Source organism: Streptomyces polyrhachis (assembly GCF_042663125.1).
Classification (GTDB): Bacteria; Actinomycetota; Actinomycetes; order Streptomycetales; family Streptomycetaceae; genus Streptomyces; species Streptomyces polyrhachii.
Map to the genome: position 1 here is coordinate 79977 of NZ_JBHSZO010000023.1, position 19168 is coordinate 99144.

The 19168-nt window shown below is 71.6% G+C and carries 20 protein-coding genes and 1 pseudogene; 9 read left to right on the top strand and 12 right to left on the bottom strand.

Annotated elements, in window-relative coordinates; translation table 11 throughout:
- Positions 1-123: 123 nt before the first annotated feature.
- Positions 124-696 (bottom strand): dihydrofolate reductase family protein, encoded by a 573-nt coding sequence (locus ACFQLX_RS16130; protein ID WP_386415637.1) that lies wholly within the window; start codon positions 694-696, stop codon positions 124-126.
- A gap of 125 nt (positions 697-821) precedes the next feature.
- Here ACFQLX_RS16130 and ACFQLX_RS16135 point away from each other — a divergent pair, with 125 nt between their 5' ends.
- The gene (locus ACFQLX_RS16135) at positions 822-1526 is read left to right on the top strand and encodes a winged helix-turn-helix transcriptional regulator (RefSeq protein ID WP_386415639.1); all 705 of its coding nucleotides are present in this window, start codon (positions 822-824) and stop codon (positions 1524-1526) included.
- A 34-nt stretch (positions 1527-1560) separates the two neighbouring features.
- Here the strand turns inward: ACFQLX_RS16135 and ACFQLX_RS16140 are convergent, their stop codons facing one another.
- The gene (locus ACFQLX_RS16140) at positions 1561-2787 is read right to left on the bottom strand and encodes an MFS transporter (RefSeq protein WP_386415642.1); all 1227 of its coding nucleotides are present in this window, start codon (positions 2785-2787) and stop codon (positions 1561-1563) included.
- Between the two features lie 75 nt (positions 2788-2862).
- On the opposite strand from ACFQLX_RS16140, the gene ACFQLX_RS16145 reads away from it, so the two are divergent.
- Positions 2863-3810 carry an ArsR/SmtB family transcription factor gene (locus ACFQLX_RS16145; RefSeq protein ID WP_386415644.1) on the top strand — a complete coding sequence of 316 codons (948 nt, stop codon included), beginning with the start codon at positions 2863-2865 and terminating at the stop codon, positions 3808-3810.
- Between the two features lie 87 nt (positions 3811-3897).
- Here the strand turns inward: ACFQLX_RS16145 and ACFQLX_RS16150 are convergent.
- The 4 genes and pseudogenes from ACFQLX_RS16150 to ACFQLX_RS16165 all read right to left on the bottom strand — a co-directional run.
- A pseudogene (locus ACFQLX_RS16150) lies at positions 3898-4332 on the bottom strand (HD domain-containing protein); the annotation flags it as partial.
- Between the two features lie 147 nt (positions 4333-4479).
- Positions 4480-5406, bottom strand: coding sequence for a CehA/McbA family metallohydrolase (locus ACFQLX_RS16155; protein WP_386415645.1), 927 nt, complete (start codon positions 5404-5406; stop codon positions 4480-4482).
- A 54-nt stretch (positions 5407-5460) separates the two neighbouring features.
- Positions 5461-5781 (bottom strand): hypothetical protein, encoded by a 321-nt coding sequence (locus ACFQLX_RS16160; protein ID WP_386415647.1) that lies wholly within the window; start codon positions 5779-5781, stop codon positions 5461-5463.
- Positions 5778-6350 carry an RNA polymerase sigma factor gene (locus tag ACFQLX_RS16165; RefSeq protein ID WP_386415648.1) on the bottom strand — a complete coding sequence of 191 codons (573 nt, stop codon included), beginning with the start codon at positions 6348-6350 and terminating at the stop codon, positions 5778-5780. Before ACFQLX_RS16165 ends, ACFQLX_RS16160 begins: the two co-directional genes overlap by 4 nt.
- A 281-nt stretch (positions 6351-6631) precedes the next feature.
- On the opposite strand from ACFQLX_RS16165, the gene ACFQLX_RS16170 reads away from it, so the two are divergent.
- Positions 6632-7426, top strand: a complete 795-nt coding sequence (locus ACFQLX_RS16170; protein WP_386415650.1) for a TIGR04222 domain-containing membrane protein — start codon at positions 6632-6634, stop codon at positions 7424-7426.
- Between the two features lie 322 nt (positions 7427-7748).
- The gene (locus tag ACFQLX_RS16175) at positions 7749-8300 is read left to right on the top strand and encodes a carbonic anhydrase (protein ID WP_386415652.1); all 552 of its coding nucleotides are present in this window, start codon (positions 7749-7751) and stop codon (positions 8298-8300) included.
- On the opposite strand, the gene ACFQLX_RS16180 is transcribed toward ACFQLX_RS16175, so the two are convergent.
- Positions 8297-8449, bottom strand: a complete 153-nt coding sequence (locus tag ACFQLX_RS16180; RefSeq protein WP_386415654.1) for a hypothetical protein — start codon at positions 8447-8449, stop codon at positions 8297-8299. The two genes, ACFQLX_RS16175 and ACFQLX_RS16180, sit on opposite strands and share 4 nt — an antisense overlap.
- 40 nt (positions 8450-8489) lie before the next feature.
- On the opposite strand from ACFQLX_RS16180, the gene ACFQLX_RS16185 reads away from it, so the two are divergent.
- From ACFQLX_RS16185 to ACFQLX_RS16195, 3 genes are all read left to right on the top strand, one after another.
- Complete coding sequence (locus ACFQLX_RS16185; protein WP_386415656.1) at positions 8490-8945, top strand: DUF4279 domain-containing protein; 456 nt, start codon at positions 8490-8492, stop codon at positions 8943-8945.
- A gap of 128 nt (positions 8946-9073) precedes the next feature.
- Positions 9074-9367 (top strand): hypothetical protein, encoded by a 294-nt coding sequence (locus ACFQLX_RS16190; protein ID WP_386415658.1) that lies wholly within the window; start codon positions 9074-9076, stop codon positions 9365-9367.
- A gap of 2 nt (positions 9368-9369) precedes the next feature.
- Positions 9370-9918: a hypothetical protein gene (locus ACFQLX_RS16195; RefSeq protein WP_386415674.1), complete on the top strand. Its 549-nt coding sequence runs from the start codon at positions 9370-9372 to the stop codon at positions 9916-9918.
- Positions 9919-9974: 56 nt separating this feature from the next.
- Here the strand turns inward: ACFQLX_RS16195 and ACFQLX_RS16200 are convergent, their stop codons facing one another.
- Both ACFQLX_RS16200 and ACFQLX_RS16205 read right to left on the bottom strand, forming a co-directional pair.
- A complete protein-coding gene (locus tag ACFQLX_RS16200; protein WP_386415660.1) occupies positions 9975-10241 on the bottom strand; it encodes a hypothetical protein in 267 nt (88 codons plus the stop codon).
- Between the two features lie 17 nt (positions 10242-10258).
- Positions 10259-10918, bottom strand: coding sequence for a DUF1963 domain-containing protein (locus ACFQLX_RS16205; protein WP_386415662.1), 660 nt, complete (start codon positions 10916-10918; stop codon positions 10259-10261).
- Between the two features lie 307 nt (positions 10919-11225).
- On the opposite strand from ACFQLX_RS16205, the gene ACFQLX_RS16210 reads away from it, so the two are divergent.
- The gene (locus ACFQLX_RS16210; RefSeq protein WP_386415664.1) at positions 11226-11681 is read left to right on the top strand and encodes a VOC family protein; all 456 of its coding nucleotides are present in this window, start codon (positions 11226-11228) and stop codon (positions 11679-11681) included.
- Between the two features lie 143 nt (positions 11682-11824).
- Here the strand turns inward: ACFQLX_RS16210 and ACFQLX_RS16215 are convergent, their stop codons facing one another.
- From ACFQLX_RS16215 to ACFQLX_RS16225, 3 genes are read right to left on the bottom strand one after another with little or no spacing between them, the layout of a single operon-like run.
- Positions 11825-12952: an acyl-CoA dehydrogenase family protein gene (locus tag ACFQLX_RS16215; protein WP_386415666.1), complete on the bottom strand. Its 1128-nt coding sequence runs from the start codon at positions 12950-12952 to the stop codon at positions 11825-11827.
- Entirely contained in the window at positions 12949-14145 is a 1197-nt protein-coding gene (locus tag ACFQLX_RS16220; RefSeq protein WP_386415668.1) for an acyl-CoA dehydrogenase family protein, read from the bottom strand. Before ACFQLX_RS16220 ends, ACFQLX_RS16215 begins: the two co-directional genes overlap by 4 nt.
- The gene (locus tag ACFQLX_RS16225; protein ID WP_386415670.1) at positions 14142-15134 is read right to left on the bottom strand and encodes an NADPH:quinone oxidoreductase family protein; all 993 of its coding nucleotides are present in this window, start codon (positions 15132-15134) and stop codon (positions 14142-14144) included. The genes ACFQLX_RS16220 and ACFQLX_RS16225 overlap by 4 nt, the downstream gene beginning before the upstream one ends.
- Before the next feature lie 212 nt (positions 15135-15346).
- Between ACFQLX_RS16225 and ACFQLX_RS16230 the strand changes: the two genes are divergently transcribed.
- Entirely contained in the window at positions 15347-19072 is a 3726-nt protein-coding gene (locus tag ACFQLX_RS16230) for a S8 family serine peptidase (protein WP_386415672.1), read from the top strand.
- Positions 19073-19168: the final 96 nt, after the last annotated feature.

Below are 19168 nucleotides of genomic sequence, written 5' to 3' on the forward strand. Positions count from 1 at the left end.
AACGCCCGCACACGTCGCACTCCACAGCGCGATTCCCACACGATCGGGTCTTCTGCTCCATCATCCCGGACTGCCTGGCGCAGGCAGCCTGACCTGCATGGACCGCCGCGCGGTCCCGCCGCATCAGCGGACGACGTCGAAGACCTGCTTCTGCAGACCGTTGGCGTACGCCTCGTGCTCGACCAGCTTCAGCTTCTGGGTGTCCTTGTCCGTGCCGCTGAACAGGCGCTTGCCCGCGCCGAGCAGCAGCGGGAAGACGAGCAGGTGGTAGCGGTCGATCAGGCCGGCGTCCGAGAGGCTCCGGTTCAGGGTGGCGCTGCCGTGGACGATGATCGGGCCGCCCTCGGTCTCCTTCAGTGCGGCGACCTCGTCGAGCGAGCGCAGGATGGTCTGCTCGCCCCAGTTCGACACCAGGCCGTCCTCGCCGAGGGTGGCGGAGACGACGTACTTCGGCATCTCCTTGTACTGGGCGAAGTCCTCCATGTCCGGCCAGACGGGGCTGAACGCCTCGTAGCTGGTCCGGCCCAGCAGTATCGCGGCGGCCTCCTGCTGCTCCCGGCCCTTGATCTCGAAGGCCTCGGGGAGGAACTCGATGTCCTTGAAGGTCCATCCGGAGTTCCGGTAGCCGGGCTCGCCGCCCGGGGCCTCCACGACGCCGTCGAGGGAGATGAAGGCGGAGCTGATCAGAGTACGCATCTGTGGTTCCTCAGTTCTCGGTCGGGCAACGTGCTGTCGGTCGGTGATGTGATCAAGGTAGCCATAGAGATTTTAAAAAACAAGTATCTACTTCTGATTAGCAAGTTCACGGGTAGACTGGCGGCATGGCGACGCGACGGAGCTACAACGACGCATGCGGCACGGGCCACGCCCTCGACCTCGTCGGCGAGAGATGGGCACTGCTGGTGGTTCGCGAACTCCTGCTGGGCCCCAAGCGGTACGGCCAACTGCGGTCCGACCTGCCCGGCATCAGCACCAACGTGCTCGCCCAGCGCCTCACCGAACTGGAGGCCTCCGGCCTCGTGCGCAAGCAGCGCCTGCCGGCGCCTGCAGTTACGGAGGCCTACGAACTCACTGCCTGGGGCCGGGAACTCGAACCGGTCGTACGGGCACTGGGTCGATGGGCCCTGCGCTCCCCCCACCACGACCGCACCGCCCACCTGAGCGCCACGTCGTTCATCCTCGGCCTGCGCACCAACTTCGACCCCGGCCGCGCCCAGGGCATGCAAGGGCGATACGAACTCCACATCGACGCCGAGGTCTTCCGGGTCGTCATCGCCGACAACGCCCTGCACGCCGAGCGGGGCCACCAACAGGACCCGGACGCCGTCATCACCGCACAGCCCTCCGCGCTCGCGCGCGTCGTCTACGGCGGACGCACCCTGGCCGACGCCATCACCGAAGGGGACGTCCAGGTAGAAGGAGACATCGCCTCCATCGCACGCCTGGCCGCCGTGCTCACACTCCCCGCTCCCGCCCCCAGCCCCACGCGAGGAACACAGAGCCCTGAGCCGAAGAACCCCCAGTGACGAACCGGACCGCTCCCCGACCTGGCCAGCCCGCTCACCCCTTGACTCTGAGGCTGTTCTGGACCGCGGTCGCCCGGGGCCTGGTCGCCGCCGCGCGTCGGGCCAGTGGAAGGGCGAGGGTCGCGGCCGCCGCGTACGTCAGACCGAGTACGACCCAGCCGGCCGCACCGAGGCCACTCAGGGCCAGAGTGATGGCGAACGGGCCGGCTGCGCGGCCGAGTTGGGTGCCGACGTTCCAGGCACCTTGGTACTCGCCGAGCCGTTCGGGTGCGGCGAGTTCGTACGAGAGCGACCAGGAGCCCGCCGACTGGAACAGCTCCGCCACCGTCAGCAAGGTGACCGCGGCAACGAGTACGGCCACTGCGAGCGGCGACGGCAGCGAGCCGGTCGTCGCGAACGCGAGGGCGCAGCCGAGCACGGCCAGACCCGCCCGCCGCATGGCGCGGGCCGCCGAGCCGACCTCGGTGACGCCGCGTCCGGCCCGCATCTGGAAGCCGATGGCGAGGAAGACGTTGACGAGGAGAAGCAGGGGCGCGGTCCACTCCGGCGCGCCGGTGTACTCGGCGACCCACAGCGGCACGGCGATCTCCAGGAGTTCGCTGTGCAGGCTCAGCAGCCCGTTGAGGAGCGCGAGTCCGAGGTAGGGCCGGTCGCGCAGGACCGTCATCAGGCTGCCGCCGGGCGACTTCTCCGGACGGCGATCGGGCAGCCGGGCCGCCGCCGCACAGGCGACCAGGATGCCCAACGCTCCGAAGACGATGAGCAGCCGGAAGGCGAACGCGGTCCCGGCGACGAGCGCGGCCCCCAGGGCGGGGGTGCCGAGGCTGATACCGACGTTGTGCACGACCCGGTTGTACGCGAGGGTCTCGACCCGGTTGCCGGGCGTGGTCAGGGTGCCCAGGCAGCCCTGCCGCACTGGCTCCACGGCGTTCTCCGCGAGCCCGGCGAGCACGACCACCAGCAGAAACACGGGGAACGAGTCGACGAGCAGATACGCCGCGAGCAGCGCGGCCCGCGCCGCATGGAGGCCGACGAGGAGCCTTCGGTGACCGATCCTGTCGCCGAGCGCCCCGGTGGGCAGCGACGCCGAGAGCCCCACGAGGGTGGCGACGGAGAGCCCCACCCCGACCTGAACGGCGCCGAGGCCGACGACTCGGGTGAAGTAGAGGACGCCGCCCGCGAGCATCACGCCACGGGCGAGCGAGTCGAAGAAGGACATGACGGCATAGGCCCGCAGGGGCCCGGGGGGAGGCAGGAACATGCTGATCAGTCCACCGCCCGGCACGGCACACGAGGTAGACATTTAGCCGACGCCTAAATCCATTAGGCTCGCGGCATGATCGAGATGTTCCTGAACGTGGACGACCTGGCCCATGTGCGCTTCGCGATCTCACCGCTGCAGGAGACCTCGTTCAGTCTGTGGGCGCTGCACTACCCGGGCGAATTCCCGCTTCACCTGCGCTGGTTGCGCCTGATCCGCGACGACCTGCCCGCCTTGGACACGGAGCTGCTCCTTTCCCTGGTCAGCCGGCGCCGCTGGCTGCCGGACTTCATCACACCCCGCCCGCTGGCCCGGATGCCGGACTTGGCCGAGGAACTGGCGACGGTCCGCCGCACCGACCCGGCGACGGTGGCGGCGGACCTCGCGGCCGCCTACCGCGACGAAGAGCTCCCGCCCGCCCTCCAAGGCACCCCCGCAGAGGTCCGCGACCGCATCGCGGACATCCTGGAGTCGTACTGGCATCTGGCCCTCGCCCCTCACTGGCCGCGCATGCGCGGGGTCCTGGAGGCGGACATCCTGCACCGGGCCCAGCTCCTGGCAGAGGGCGGTGCCGCCGCGCTCTTCGGCAGCCTCCACTCCAACGTGCAGTGGGACTCGGGGATTCTGCGCCTGCACCGCATGGCAGCCCCACACCGCGTGGAGTCCGGCCGGGGCCTGACCCTGTGCCCGACCCTGTTCGGCCGCAGGGCCACCGCCCCCATCGGTGACGTACCGCGCGTCGCCTACCCGGCCCGGGGCGTCGCCACCCTGTGGGAGACGGTCACCGCCCCCGCCCCGGACGCCCTGGGCTCCCTGATCGGCCCCCGCAAGGCCGCCGTCCTCGCGGCCCTGGACACCCCCACCACCACCGCCACCCTCGCCCGCCGCCTGTCGATCACCCCGAGCGCCGTCTCCCAGCACCTCGCTACCCTGCGCACCACCGGCCTGGTGACCCGCGCCCGCGTCGGCCGCGTGGTCCTGTACGGCCGAAGCGATCTGGGGGAGCGACTGCTGGGCGGCTGACGGGGCCCCGGGCCCGCAACCACCGCAGGGGCCCCTTCAGCCTTCTTCAGCCTCGCCACCTGCCTCATCACCCACTGCGGGCCACAGGTGGAATTTGTCCGCGTACATGACCACTCGTTCCTCGGCGCTCTCCGCCAGATAGTCGGCGGGCGGGAGCGGGAGGCCCCGCTCGGTCACATCGCGTTCCGTCAGTCCTACGCCGGTGTGGCACGAGCAGAATCGGCACAGCGACCCGGGGAGTCCTTCACTGCGGAGGATCTGGTGGCCGAGGAGGCCGTGGCGTACGTAGTTCGCGTGGTCCAGCCGGCCGTCGCTGTCGTAGAGGGCGTAGACGCCGATGTCGTGCAGGAGGCAGCCGACGCGCACCAGGTCCGCATCGACGTCGGCGCCGGATGCGGTGATGATCTCCTGCGCAATACACGCGACGATCTCGCAGTGCGTGTAGACGAGATCGAACGCTTCCTGGTGCGGCGCGTACTTCTCATGCAGGCCGCGGATGCCAGCAGCGCTGGGAATCCTCACCGGTTCAGCGTAGCAACACCCCGCCCGGGCCTCGTAGTTCGTTGAGGTCCCGGAGAGGTCCCGGATCGGCTGAGCACGTGCCGGGCTTCCGCTCCCGCCCCTTCGGCAACTCGGCGCGGCCGATCGGGATCGGCCCGTGGGGGGGCGTCAGGGTCCGGGCGCCCCCGCGTCGGGAGGTGGCAGGTGGATGGGGTTGCTCCACGCCCGGGCGCCGGTGGCGTCCTCGATCGTGACCCGGCAGAAGCCGCCGCGGAACATCGCCAGCGGCAGCGTGCACTCCGTCAGGCCGCTGCCCTGTGCCACCTGCGCTCCGGGGGTGCCCCCGGTGATCAGGATCTTGCGGGCCGGAGTGCAGCGGACGGTGACGTGCTCGCCCGTCACGCTGATGTCGAGGAGGTCGGGGCCGGTGGAGGAGTAGTAGTGGCCGGCCTTGAGCGCGGCCAGGAGGTGGTCCGGGTCCAGGGAGCGGGCGCGGACCTGGACCCAGGCGGCGCGGCCCGGGGGGTCGTGGGGCTGGAGGTGGGCGTCGTCGGCCGCGTAGGCGTGCAGGCGGCGGCCCCGGTTGAGGAGGGTGTCGGTCAGGTGCCAGCTGTCGGCGCGGTCCTCGCGGGCGGCGAGTGCGTTGTACACCTCCACGGCGTGCGCGGCGTCCAGGCTTTCGGCGTCCGCGAGGGTCAGGAGGGAGGCGGCCGGGTGGGCCATGCCCACGAACGCACCCGACTCGCGTGCTCTGCGGGCCAGTTGGGGGCCGGTCTCCCCCGGATCGGGGGGTGGGAAGCCGAGCGGGAGTCCGACGGCGATGATGTGCCACGACTGGCCGGCTTCCGTACGGGGGGCGTGCAGCTCGGCGCCGATGAGGGTGGTGAACCCCTCGGTACGCAGCGCGGTGGTGTCCGTGAGGGGGAAGTCGTACTCGGGGCGGAAGTGGTCGGTGATGGCAAGGAAGTCGTAGCCGGCGTCCCGGTAGTGGCGCGCTGTCGCTTCGGGGGTCAGGGCGCCGTCGGAGCGGTCGGAGTGGGTGTGGAGGTTTCCTCGCCAGAGGTTCCCCGGTCGGTGGAAGGGCAGGTTCTGCACCCGGGTCCTCCTGCTGGGTTGGGGGCCGGCCTCCGATGATGCCCGGGCGGCGGGTCACCGGCTAGGTGTCAACTCCGGTGCGGGTGAGTGGGTTTCGTGGTGTCCGGCGGGGCGGGTCAGGGTGCAGCGGCCGTCTGTGCAGGTGCGTTGCAGGCGGTTGCGCGAGAGGGTCTGGATGAGGCCGATGGTCCAGCACATCGGGCAGCCGCGCAGGGCCAGCAGGCCGGGCGGGAGGAGGAGCAGGCTGAGAGGGCCGGTGATGGGGATGAGCGCGATCGAGCCGATCAGGGCGGCGAAGCCGAATGCGCCCCGGATGAGGTGGCGGGGCAGGGAACTGCTGGTGTAGTCGGGGCCGTTGGTCTTGGTCGTTGTCATGGGCGCCTCCGGGCGGGAATGTCTCCGGGTGCGGGCTCGGGCGGGGCGTGGAGGGACTGCTGGACCGCGGTGCGGGCCCGGTGCAGGCGCGACTTCATCGCGGCGGTGCTGAGGCCGAGGGCCTCGGCGGCCGTGCGTCCGCTGTGGCCCTGGATGTCGCGCATGATCAGTACGCGGCGCTGGTCGGGCGGCAGGGCCGCGACGGCTGCCGCGACCCTGCCCGCCTCGATGCGCTGCAGTGCCACTTCCTCGGCCGAGTGCACGGGGGTGTCCTCCGGCAGCGGGTCGTGGGTGCGCAGGGTCCGGGCGCGGCGCAGGCACTCGTTGCGCACGATGCGGAACATCCACGAGGCGAGGGCGCCGGTGGCCCGGAGCATCCCGATCTTGCGGTAGAGGATGATCAGGGCTTCCTGGGCCGCGTCCTCGGCGTCCTCGGGGGTGGCGCACAGGGAGCGGGCGAAGCGCTGGACGTTCGGGAACGAGCCCGACACCAGCGCGGTGAGTGCGTCGATGTCGCCGTGCTGGGCGGCGGTGATCAGTTCGCCGTCGGGCCAGGTCGTGTCAGCCACGGGCTTCCTTTCGCTTGCGCAGGACGACGTAGGAGCAGGTGCACAGCAGTACGGCTCCGACGGCGATGGCGATACCCACGATCATGATGACCTCCTGGTTCCGTCCCGACGTTTGCCGGTACATGTATAGGAGGCAGGGGGCGGCGAAAGGATTCGCTCTGCGGGCGGGGAAACCGGGCGGCTTGCCGGCAGGGCCTTCTCCCACTCCGCTGGGTGTGACTTTTCTCCGGATGTGATCTGCTTTATGGCTTTCCGCCGTCCGTCCGACGTAGAACGTCAGCATGTGGGCGATACTTACCGTTCTGGCCTGGGCCGCGAGCCTGGCCTGCTGTCTGCGGCTCTACCGGGTCGCCTCCCGAGTCGGGGAGTGGGGCGCCGACGGGTCCCGGCGATCCGCCGGCGGCCTTTCGCTGTACGAGGCCGCCTTCCTGGCCGGCGGACCGCGCCGGGTCAGTGAACTGACGCTCGCGCGGATGGCCCGCGAGCGCAGGCTGCTGCTGGCGCACACCGGGTGGGTCACCGTGGTGCGGCCCGAGGCCGACGACGCCCTGGAACGGGCCGTACTGGCCGCGATCGGTCCGCAGGAGCAGGCACCCATCCCCCACGTGTGCGCGGGAACGGCCCGCTCCGAACCTGCGATCACGCTGGGTGAGGGCCTGGTCGCGGACGGCCTCGCCGTCGCGGCGCCGGTCCACGCCGAGGTCGCCTCCGTCGTACGGCAGGTGCGGCTCACGGCGCTGGGGGTGGCCGGGCTGTGGCTCGCCTCGCTCGGGCTCACCCCGCTGACGCCGCCAGCCACGTCTATGGGGGTCCTCTTCGCGCTCCCCCTCCTGCTGATCGGCGGCTGCGCCCTCATCGCACGCGGGGAGATCAGCGCGCGGACCCGCCGGGCCACCGCGGTGGGCCGCCGGGCGCTGACGCGGCTGCGAGTCCCCCGCCAGCGCGGCCCCCTCGACCGGCTCGACCCGCTCGACGACGGGGCGCTGCTGGCGGCGCTGGCCGTCCACGGGCCGCGGGTCCTTCCCGAGTCCGAGTCCGCGCTGCGGGCGGCGCTGACGAAGCGGACGGCGGCCTAAGGCCGGGCGCGGACCGGAGTGTCGGCCCCGGGGGTTTCGCCAAGGGCTTGCCAAGGAAGTGCCAAGTGTCCGGGTGGCGGCTGGCATGGGGGGCGGCGGATCTTAGCGTGGGGGCATGAGCGGTGAGGTCGGGAACAGTGAGGTCGGGCCGGGGCGGCGCTGGTTCGCGCGGGCTGCCTTCGCGGGCGCGGTCGGCGTGGGGTTCGGGTCCGTGGGTGGCGGGTCCGTGGCTCGGGCCGATACGGCACGGGACGATTCGGCACGGGGTGATACGGGTACGGATGCGCGGCCCGCGACCCCGCGGACCGCGTGGCGACGGCTGGTGGTGGGCAACCGGCGGTGGCGGACACTGCACGAAAAGCATCCGGACGAGTCGCGGGCGGTGCGCCAGGCGCTGGTGGGCGGGCAGCATCCGTTCGCTGTCGTGCTGGGATGCGTCGACTCGCGGGTGCCGCCGGAGCTGGTCTTCGACCAGGGGCTCGGGGACCTGCTGACGGTCCGTTCCGCCGGGGAGGTGCTGGACCAGGCAGTGGTGGGGAGCATCGCGTACGGGGTGCTGGAGTTGGGCATCCCGCTGGTCGTGGTGCTGGGCCACCAGACGTGCGGGGCCGTCGCAGCCGCCGTCGAAGCCGCCGAGAAGGGCGGTGAGTTGCCCGGGGCACTGCGGTATCTGGGCGAGCAGATCCGCCCGGCGGTCGATCTGGACGTGGCACCGAAGACACGGGTGGACGCCGCGGTCACGGCGAACGTACGGCTGGTGGTGGCACGGCTGGGAGCGGTACCGGAGTTGGCCGCACGGGTTGCCGATGGGGGGCTGGCGGTGGTCGGGGCGCGGTACGAGCTGGCAAGTCAGCGGGTTCACCGGGTCCGCTAGTCTTCTGAGTCAGGAATTCTGTTCAGATAGCCGGCGAGGCGTTCGAGGATCTCGTCTGCGGACTTGGTCCAGACGTAGGGCGTGGGGTCGGCGATCCAGGTCTGGACGTCCTTGCAGATGGGGCATCTTGGCCGCTTGGTGGCAAGCAATTCGCCGGCCCGCAGCGAGGGGTCCCGCCATGGTGTTGGCGTGCAGCAACCGATGACGAACCCACCGATGCCGGACACGAAATGGTCGGCAGGTTCGCTGCGGATCGTAAGCCAGACGATCACCGTCGACGAGATCTCAGCAGTGCTGGGTATCGAACCCGACGACTACTTTGAGCACGGCAGTCTGGAGATCGCGTGCAACCCGGACACGTTCCGACGCAAGCGCAGCGTATGGATCCTCAAGAGCGGCCTGGACAGTGACCGCTGGCTGCAGGAACACGCGGAAGCCCTGGTCGGGAGACTGGGGGAACGCCGTGAGTCGCTGGGCCGCCTGGCCGAGTCCTGCGAGCTGGAGTTGTTCCTCGGTTTCGGCAGCGAGAACGGGCAGGGCGGTTGCGTCCTACCCGCTCGTCTTCTGACCGAGATCGGCTCGCTGGGGCTGAACGTCGTACTGGACCTGTATCCGCCCGACGACATCGCACAGTTGGATGAGTGATGGGCCCCGAGACGAGGGCTCAGTCGATACGGGCTGGGACGGGGCCCATTACCTTCTTCGTTCGGGCGGCCTTGAACTGCGCTTCCTCCCGAGGGGTGGTCGAGCTGCGTGCTGAAGCAGTGCGGTGGGTGGACGACGAGCCGTTTCCGGGTGTGGTGGAGGTTCAGTTCACGGATGCGGCAGGGCATCGGTGGTCGCTGGTCGACAAGGCTCCCGTCTTCGACGCTCCGGGCGCCTTGGGTCCGGATTCCGCTTATCCGCTGGAGATCAGCGTCGCCTGCGTAGTTATCGGATCGGCCAGGCTCCAGAAGGATGGCGGGCTTGTCACAGTCTCCACCACGCCCCATGGTGTCGCGGCCACGGACGGCCAGGACGAGTTCACCGTTCGGTGCGACCAGCTCACCCGTAGAGAGCAAGCGTGAGTATGCAGCGGCGGAGCTATCGCTACGTAGGCCCGGCCGAGTTGAAGAGTCTTGTCCGTCCGGGCGGTCAGGGTCGGAGCATGCGTTCGCCGGCCGACTTCAACGAGTGGGCTGCGACGCGGACAGTGGAGGAGTTGGCCGAGCCCTTCACCTTCGTTGTCGATGCGGCTGGAGTACTAAGGCTTGCGCCGCGCCGCAGTGAGCACGTGGTGTGCGCTGCTGGAGAAGTCGTCCTGAGTGCTGGTGAGATCAGCTTCAGCGAGGAGTCCGGGAGTTGGGCGGTCGACGAGGTCAGCAACCAGTCGACCGGTTACTGCCCGGACGTGAGCTCCTGGCCAGCCGTCGCCGAGGCCCTGGACCAGGCCGGGATCGTGCGCCCATCCGGCTTCACGCACGAGGTTGCCTTCCGGCGCTGCCCCGCCTGCCAGCAGCTCAACGTCGTGCGCGAGGGGGACTTCGTCTGCGTCTTCTGCGACGAGGCCTTGCCGTGGGAGTGGAACGTGGACCGGCCCGGATGCGCCAGCACCGTCCATGGGAATCGTGATCGCTGACAGGCCTGCACGCAAACGTGCTCACGCTCGTGCGGGCCGTCGTTGGCACACCCGGTTCAGTCCCGGTCGTCGAGGCCGAAACTTTCCGGCAGCTCGCGCAGGGCCTGGCGGCGGGCAGGGTTGGGTTCGCGGTCGGCAAGGTCCTGCCACAGGGCGGTGAGCCGGCCGCGGTCTGACTCGATCAGGTGATCGAGAGTATGGGCGCTGTCTTCGAACCAGCGCGTAGCGACATCCGAGGGCACGTCCTCGTCATCGCTGAGGTCGATGCTGATCACAAGGTCGGCGAGGGCCTTGGCCAGGATGTGGATGAGCTCGTCGGGCACGGCCTCTCCCTCCCCGGTCAGCACTGCCAGAGGAAGGCGGCCTGGACACAGGGGGCGCACGTGAAGGCGAACGCTGTGCCACAGCCGCCGAAGTTCATGGCCGTGGAGTGGTCCGGGCCTTCCTCGAACTGTGCGACCAGGTCCATAGGGTGGGTGCAGGTCGGGCACAGGGGTGTCTCGTCGCCCTGAAGCCAGTCGGCCTGTCCACCGAGCTGTCCCAGGACGTTCCTCAGCTCATTTCCGCTGCGGCCGGCCCACTCTTCACGCGCGCTGAAGTAGTCGGCTGCGGGCGAGGGCACCAGGGTCACGGCGCTGACAGCGCCGAGGCGGAGCACCCCCTCATCGTTCTCACCCAAGGCAGGCGCGGACATCGGCGTCAGCCCGTCGGCAGGGAACAGCAGGGCGCGGTTGCCGCCGACTATCGGGCTCCACTCGTCGCACATACCGGGATCGTTCTGGCACATGAAGATCGCCATGACGCCGTCGGCTTGCTTGCTTCCCCGATCCATCAGGCGGTCCAGATCAGCCAGGACGATCTGGGCCAGGAACTGCATCGGCCCGTCACACGTAGCGCAGTGAGGCCATGCCGTCCCCGCCGGGGCCATGGGTATCCCACCAATGCGCGTGACCAGCCCTTCGGGCTCGCCGGGTCCCCCGTACGTCATCAGGATCGTCATGGGACCGGACTCTATGACAACCCACCGACATCACCGGCTCCAAGGGTATCGAGGTTCGTGGTGATGAGGTGGATCAGCGAAGAATCGGCGGTGAGTCGATACGCCGACGACATCATGGGGCCGTAGGCCCGCTGTCCTCTGACCTCTTCGCTCGCCGAGCGATATGGGCCGCTGAGCAAGAAGTCCACCCGCGCAAGAGCGCCGCGAGGATGGTCAACGACAACGCCTGGCGCCTTCCCGTGCGCTTCTCCCCCGCCAGCAGGGACGGTCCAGCACGAATGTCAGACGTGTCTGTCAGGCTCCGGCTATGGAGATGACACTGCAGCTGACGATCGACTGCGCCGACCCGCAGAGGCTGGTGGTGTTCTGGAGCGAGGCCCTGGGATACGTACCCGAGCCTCCCCCGGGCGGCCATGCCACGTGGCGGGAGTACTGGGCGGCCGTGGGGGTGCCCGAGGAGGAGTTGCCCGCAGGGGCGGGCGACATCCCGGAGTCGATCGTGGACCCTGCGGGGCAGGGGCCCCGGGTGTGGTTCCAGCATGTTCCGGAATCCAAAACCGTCAAGAACCGGATACACCTCGACCTGAAGGTCGGCGGCGGACGCGACGTCCCGTTGGCGGTCCGCAGGCAGCGGGTCACGGCCACAGTGGAAAGACTGGTCGATGCGGGTGCCGACGTGCTTCGGATCATGGACAAGCCGGGCATGGGGCAGTACGCCGTCCAACTGCGGGACCCGGAGGGCAACGAGTTCGACGTCGTCTAAGAATCCGTTGGCCGTGCTGTTCACAGCCGTTCGTCGGGCGGCGGACTCCCGACCGGTCGACGTGATCGGTCGGGAGTCCGTGAGCCGGCTGCGGGTTGGCTCGTGGGGCCGGCTGGGGCAACCGGGGGTTTTCGTCAGCCTGTTCAGGCCGGGAGGTCCACCAGGGTCGCCAGGGCGGTGTGGTGGGTGGCCGGGGTGCCCAGGGTCAGGTGGGTGGACTTGGCTCGTTTGAGGTAGAGGTGGACGGGGTGTTCCCAGGTCATGCCGATGCCGCCGTGGAGTTGGAGGGCCTCCTCCGCCGCGTGGACGGCCAGTTCCGAGGTGCAGGACTGGGCGAGGGCCACGGCGATGGCGGTGTCGGGGCTCGCGGTGGCGAGGGCGTCGGCCGCGTGGCGGGCCACCGCGCGGGCGGGGACCAGGCGCAGCCACAGGTGGGCGAGGCGGTGCTTGAGGGCCTGGAAGCCGCCCACCTGGCGGGCGAACTGGCGGCGCTCCTTCAGATAGGCCACCGTCTCCGTCAAGCACCAGTCGGCCAGGCCCAGTTGCTCGGAGGCCAGGAGTCCGGCCGCGGTGAGGAGGCCGTGGTGGATCGCCGCTTCGGCGGTCGCCGCGTCCGCCAGGCGGGTGCCGGTCGCGTTGTCCAGGGTCAGGCGGCCCAGGGGGCGCGTCTGGTCCAGGGCCGTCATCGCCTCCATCCGGGCGCCGGCGGTGTCGCGTTCCACCAGGTACAGGCCGTCGTCGGCCGGTACGAGCCAGGCGTCGGCGGTGGGTCCGTCCGCGACGGAGGTGAGCGTGCCCGACAGGCCGGCCCCGGTGGCCGCCGCGCGGCGGACGGGCGCGTACGGGGAGGTGGACAGGGCGACGGCGAGGGCGCAGGTGCGTCGTCCCTCGGCGAGGCCGGTGAGCAGGGCCGCGACCTCGGGGCGGGTGGTGTCGCAGGCCAGGAGGGTCTGGGTGGCCAGGACGGCGGAGGTGAGGAACGGCACGGGGGCCACGGTGCGGCCCAACTCCTCCAGGACGACGGCCGCTTCGCGGTGGGTGGCTCCCGCGCCGCCCAGCTCCTGCGGGATCAGCAGGCCGGCCAGGCCCATGTCGACGGCCAGCGCCTTCCACAGCCGGGCGTCGTGCGCACCGGCGGGGGCTTCGAGGGAGGCCAGGAGGGCGGGGGTGTCGAGGTGCGCGGCCAGCAGGGAGCGTACGGCCGCGCGCAGGTCCTCCTCCTGCTCGCTGTAGAGGAGGTCCGAGTCCGGGGTGGGGGTGAGGGCCGTCATCGGGGGAGGTCCTTCCAGGGGGCGTCCTTGTCGGTGCGCGGTTCGGTGGGCAGGCCCAGGACGCGTTCGGCGATGATGTTCAGCAGGATCTCCGAGGTGCCGCCCTCGATGGAGTTCCCCTTGGCGCGCAGGTAGCGGTAGCCGGCGTCGCGGGCGAGGAAGTCCACCCGGTCGGGGCGCACCTGGGTCCAGTCGTCGTAGAGGAGGCCCTCCTCCCCCATCAACTCCACGCCCAGCCCGGTGAGTTGCTGGGCGAGTTGGGCGAAGCCCAGTTTCATCCCGGCGCCCTCGGGGCCGACCTGGCCGGCGGTGAGCTGCTGGCGCAGGCGCTGCCCGGACAGGCGCAGGGCCTCCGCCTGCGCCCAGGCGGCGAGGAGGCGGTGGTGGAGGTCGGGGGTGCGCAGTTCGGGGTGGGTGCGCCAGTGGGCGGCGAGCAGGCCGATGTGGCCGCCCTCGCGGGGCAGGGTGCCGCCGCCGATGGCGACGCGTTCGTTGTTGAGGGTGGTCTGCGCGATCTTCCAGCCCTCGCCCTCGGCGCCCAGGCGGTGGGCGTCGGGGATGCGTACGCGATCGAGGAAGACCTCGTTGAACTCCGCCTCGCCGGTGATCTGGCGCAGGGGGCGCACCTCGATGCCGGGGGCGTGCATGTCGCACAGGAAGTACGTGATGCCCTGGTGCTTGGGCACGTCCGGGTCGGTGCGGGCGATGAGGATCGCGAAGTCCGCGACGTGGGCGCTGGAGGTCCACACCTTCTGGCCGGTGACGATCCAGTCGTCGCCGTCGCGTTCGGCGCGGGTGGCGAGTCCGGCGAGGTCGGAGCCTGCGCCGGGCTCGGAGAAGAGCTGGCACCACAGCTCCTCGGCGCACCACAGGGGTTTGAGGAAGCGGCGCTTCTGCTCCTCGGTGCCGTGGCGCAGGATGGTGGGGGCGGCCATGCCCAGGCCGATGCCGTTGGTCTCGGGGCCGTTGGTCTGCGGTGCGCCGGCGGCGCGCATCTCCTCGTCGACGAGTTGCTGCAGTGCGCGGGGGGCGGCCAGGCCGCCCAGGCCCTCGGGGTAGTGGACCCAGGCCAGTCCGGCGTCGAAGCGGGCGCGCAGGAAGGCGGCCGGATCGGTGGCGTGCGGGGGGTGGGCGGCGAGGAAGTCGCGGGTGCGGGTGCGCAGTTCGGCCGCGTCCGGGGTGGGGGTGCTCATGGCTTTTCCTGGGGGAGGACGGCGATACGGCCGGTGGTGGCGCCGTCCGCGACGCGCTGGACGGCGTCGGCGGCCCCGTCGAGGGGGACGCGCTGGGAGATGAGGGGGCTGATGGCGCCCTCGGCGGCCAGGCGGGTCAGCTCGGTGTGGCAGTGGGCCACGGCGGCGGGGTCGTGGAGGTTGTACAGGCCCCAGTGCAGGCCGACGATGGAGTAGTTCTTCACCAGGGCGTGGTTGAGCGCGGGGGCGGGGATCTCGCCGCCGGCGAAGCCCACGACGAGGATGCGGCCCTCGAAGGCGACCGTCTTGGCGGACTGCTGGTACGCGGCGCCGCCCACGGGGTCGTAGACGACGTCGGCGCCGCGGCCGTCGGTGGCCTCCTTCACGGCGGCGATGACGTCCTGGGCGGTGCGGTCGATGACGACGTCGCAGCTCAGGGCGGCGGCCGTCCGCGCCTTCGCGGCGCCGCCGGCGACGCCGATCACGCGGGCGCCGGCGGCTTTGCCGAGCTGGACGGCGGCGCTGCCCACGCCCCCGGCCGCGGCGTGGACCAGCAGGGTCTCCCCCGGCTGCAGGCGCGCGCGGCGGTGGAGGCCGAACCAGCCGGTCTGGTAGCCGATGTGGAGGGCGGCGACCTGGGCGTCGTCCAGGGCCTGCGGGGCGGGGCGCACGGAGGTGGCGTCCACCACGGCCAGTTCGGCGAAGGCGCCTGAGGGGTAGGCGGGTTGGGCCAGGACCCGGGCGCCGATCTCGCCCTCGGCGCCCTCACCCAGGGCGGTGATCTCGCCGCACAGCTCCACGCCGGGGGTGAAGGGCAGCGGGGGGCGGACCTGGTAGTGGCCGCGGCACAGGAGGGCGTCGGGGAAGTTGACGTTCGCGGCGAGGACCCGTACGAGGATCTGGCCCTTGCCCGCGGCGGGCTCGGCGATGTCGTCGAGCCGCATGACGTCGCGGGGCTCGCCGGTTCGGTGGACTTGCCATGCCTTCATCGCGGGCGGCTCCTCGGCTGGGGTGTGCGGGGGCGTCGGTGGAGGGACGCGGGCACATACTAAGCGGTCGGTTACGTGAGGGGAATAGGTGCGGCGGGGGCGGGCGGGTTCCCTGACGGCGGCTTTTCCCCCGCTGGCGGATTCCCGCCAGGGCGGCAACCCGCCAGCGGGAGGCGGTGCGCGCGGGGAGGTGCTGCGTGTAGATCCGGAGGATGACCTTCATATCCACACGGCGCTCGGCGCTTGTCGCCGCCGCCACCGCCTTCGCGCTCGGCGGCGGGCTGCTGCCCGCCGGGGCGACGGCCGCAACACCGGCGGCCTCTGCGGAGTCCCGGCCGTCGCCGCCCCGGCGCACGGCCGACCCGTCCTACGACATCACGCTGGTCACCGGCGACGTGGTGCACTACCGGGAGATCTCCGGTGGCGACGACGTCGTGACCGTCGAGCGGCCCGCGGGCGCGAGCGGCGGGGTGCACATCCAGCGCTACGGCGAGGACACCTACGTGCTGCCCGCCGAGGTGCTGCCGCTGCTGGCCGCCGACCGGCTCGACCGTCGGCTGTTCAACGTCAGCGGCCTCGCCCGGATGCGGCTCGACGACGCGCACACGGACGCTGTGCCCGTGATCGCCGCGGCGCCCCGCTCCCGTGGGGCGCGCCCGCCCGCTGTGCCCAGGGGGGCCGCGAAGGTCCGTACGCTCAAGTCGATCGGCGCCACCGCGCTGAAGGCCGACAAGAAGCGGGCGCGGGTCTTCTGGGACGAGCTCGCGCCCCACGCGAAGGAAGGCCGCGCCCTGGACGGCGGCGTCGGCAAGCTCTGGCTGGACGGGCGGGTGGCGGCCGACCTCGCCGAGTCCGTGCCGCAGGTCGGCGCACCGCAGGCCTGGGCCAAGGGACTTGACGGCTCCGGGACGCGGGTCGCCGTGCTGGACAGCGGCATCGACCCCACCCATCCGGACCTCAGGGACCGCATCGCCGCCACCAGGAGCTTCATCCCCGGCGAGGAGGTCACCGACGGCCACGGCCACGGCACCCACGTCGCCTCCACCGTCGCCGGCAGCGGCGCCGCCTCCGACGGGGCGAACAAGGGCGTGGCGCCCGGCGCGCAGCTGCTGATCGGGAAGGTCCTCTCCGACAACGGCTACGGCTCGGAGTCGGGCATCGTGGAGGGCATGGAGTGGGCCAAGGCCCAGGGCGCCGACGTGGTGTCCATGAGTCTGGGCACCCAGGTGGGCGACGACGGCAACACCCCCGAGTCGCTGGCCCTCAACGCCCTGTCCGCGAACGGCGGCCCGCTCTACGTGGTCGCCGCCGGCAACAGCTACTCCCCCGGCACCATCGGCTCGCCCGGCTCCGCCGCCGCCGCGCTCACCGTCGCGGCGGTCGACAAGGCCGACGAGCGCGCCGCCTTCTCCAGCCAGGGACCGCTGAGCGGCTCCTACGCGCTGAAGCCGGACATCTCCGCGCCGGGCGTGGACATCTCCGCCGCCGCCTCGCAGGCGGTACCGGGGTGGACGGGCGGCATGTACCGCTCGATGGACGGCACCTCGATGGCCACCCCGCACGTGTCGGGCGCCGCGGCGATCATGAAGCAGGCCCATCCCGGCTGGGACGGGCAGCGCATCAAGGACGCGCTGATGGCCACCTCGCGCAGGCTGGACGCGTACGCCCCCTACGAGATGGGTACGGGGCGGCTGGACATCCCCACCGCGCTGGACGCCGCCGTCGAGGCGACGGGGTCCGTGGCCGCGGCGGTCTACACCTGGCCGCACGCGGGCGCCGCGGCGGCCGAGCGGACGGTCACCTACCGCAACACCGGCGCGGCGGACGCCGTACTGGACCTGGCGCTGGACACCACCGAGGCCGCGTACACCCTCTCGGCCGAGCGGGTCACCGTCCCGGCGGGCAAGAGCGCGTCGGTGACGCTGACGCTGGACCCGTCGTCGGTGGCGCCCGGCACCTCCTTCTCCGGGCAGGTCCTGGCCACCGACGCGGCGAGCGGCGACCTCGTCGCGCACACCGGTTTCGCCCTGCACAAGGAGCGCGAACTCTACGACTACACCCTGGAGTTGAAGGGGCGCGACGGCCGGCCGGCCAGTGGCACCGTCGTCCTGACCTGGGAGGGCAACGAGTTCCCCTTCCCCGTGTCCGTCTCGGGCACGACCACCCTGCGGCTGCCGCCGGGCACGTACACCGCCTGGAGCTACCTCGACGTCCCCGGCGAGCGGCCCGACGAGCAGGGCGTCGCCTTCCTCACCGCCCCGGAGACCGTCCTGGACGCCCCGGCCACCGTGGTGCTGGACGCGAGCAGGGCGCGCGCCGCGCACGTGCGGGCGCCCAGGGAGGCCGAGGTCTCGCAGCTCGTCCTCGACTTCCACCGGATGTACGCGGACGGGACCGGGACCGGCGGCGTGGGCTTCGACTCGCAGTTCGTGCTGCTGCCGACCTACGACACCGTCTACCTGAGCCCGACCGCGAAGGTCACCAAGGGCGAGTTCAGCTACATGACGCGCTGGCGGCTGCGCGAGGAGTTCCTCGACGCGCGGACCGGCGAGGGGCAGGACGTGGCGCTGGTGGGGCAGCGGGGAAGCGCCTACCGCGACGGCAACCGCAAGTTCGCCACCGCCTACGCGGGCAAGGGCGGCGCCGGCGACTACGCGGGGCTCGACGTACGGGGCAAGGCCGTCATCGTCGAGCGCAGTGACGAGGTGGACGCGCCCACCCGCGGCGCCAACGCGGCGGCGGCGGGCGCGGCGATGCTGATCACCGTCAACGACGGCCGGGGCGCCCTGTACGAGGGCTACGGCGCGCAGGACATCACGGTGGCGTCCGTCCGGGCCGGGGACGGCGCGCGGCTGATCGCCGAGGCCCGCTCGGGGCGCGGCCTGCTGCGGGTGGTGCAGAAGCGCTTCCCCGACTACCTGTACGACCTGGCGCGCGTCTACCGCGGTGCCATCCCCGACCGGGCGCTGGACTACCGGCCCGGCGAGAGGGAGTTGGCGAAGGTCAACAGCAGGTACCACGGGCACCGCGACACCGTGGGCGGCGGCTTCCGCTACTACGTGCCGGTGCGCGCCATCGGGCGCGGGCGCGGTGCGGGCTTCGAGGAGTACGAGAGGTTCCCGCACGCGCGTACCGAGTACGTCACCCCGCCGGAGGGCGGCAGCTTCTGGTACGAGAACCACACCAGCGGCGGCCAGGAGATGCGCGGCGGCAGCGACCGGTACACGGCCGGCCGCGTCTACACCGCCGACTGGTTCGCGCCGGTGCACCACCCGCGCTTCGGCCCCGGGTACACCGGCACCATCACCGACCCCTTCGGGATCCAGGTCAACATCCCCATGTGGACCGACTCCGGACCCGGGCACTCCGGCGCGATGCCCGACGAGTACGAGGCCGGCAGCATCGCCCTCTACGACGGCGAACGGCTGGTCAAGCGCTCGCCGGGACGGTCCATCTGGGCCGACCTGCCGCGCGAGGCGAAGCCCTACCGGGTGGTGGCCGACGCCACCCGCGACGGCGCCGTCTGGCGGACCTCGACCCGGGTGCGTACCGCCTACGACTTCGTCCACCGTCCCAACGCGGAGGGCGACTACCAGGAGTACGGGCTGAAGCTGCTCAACCTCTCCCTCGACGTCCCCACCGACCTGCGCGGCGACGTCCCGGCCGGGCGCGCGGTGAGCGTGGGGCTGGGCGCGCGAACCCAGGACTGGTTCCCCGGGGAGCAGGTCAGGGGTGACACGGCCGCGCTGTCGGTGTCCTACGACGACGGGGCGAGCTGGCGGGAGGTCCCCCTGTCGAAGACGGCCGAGGGACGGTGGACGGCGAAGCTCGTACTGCCGGACACGCCGGGGGCGTTCGTGTCCCTGCGCGCCTCGGCGCGGGGGGCCGACGGGCTGGCGGTCAGCCAGGAGGTCGACCGGGCGTTCGCGCTGAAGTAGCCGCTCCCGCAGGCGAGTTGAAAGCAGCGGCCCCCGTCCCTCTTAGGTTCTAGCGGTCCTCGCAACACTCACGACGTGGGGAGTTGCGAGGACCGT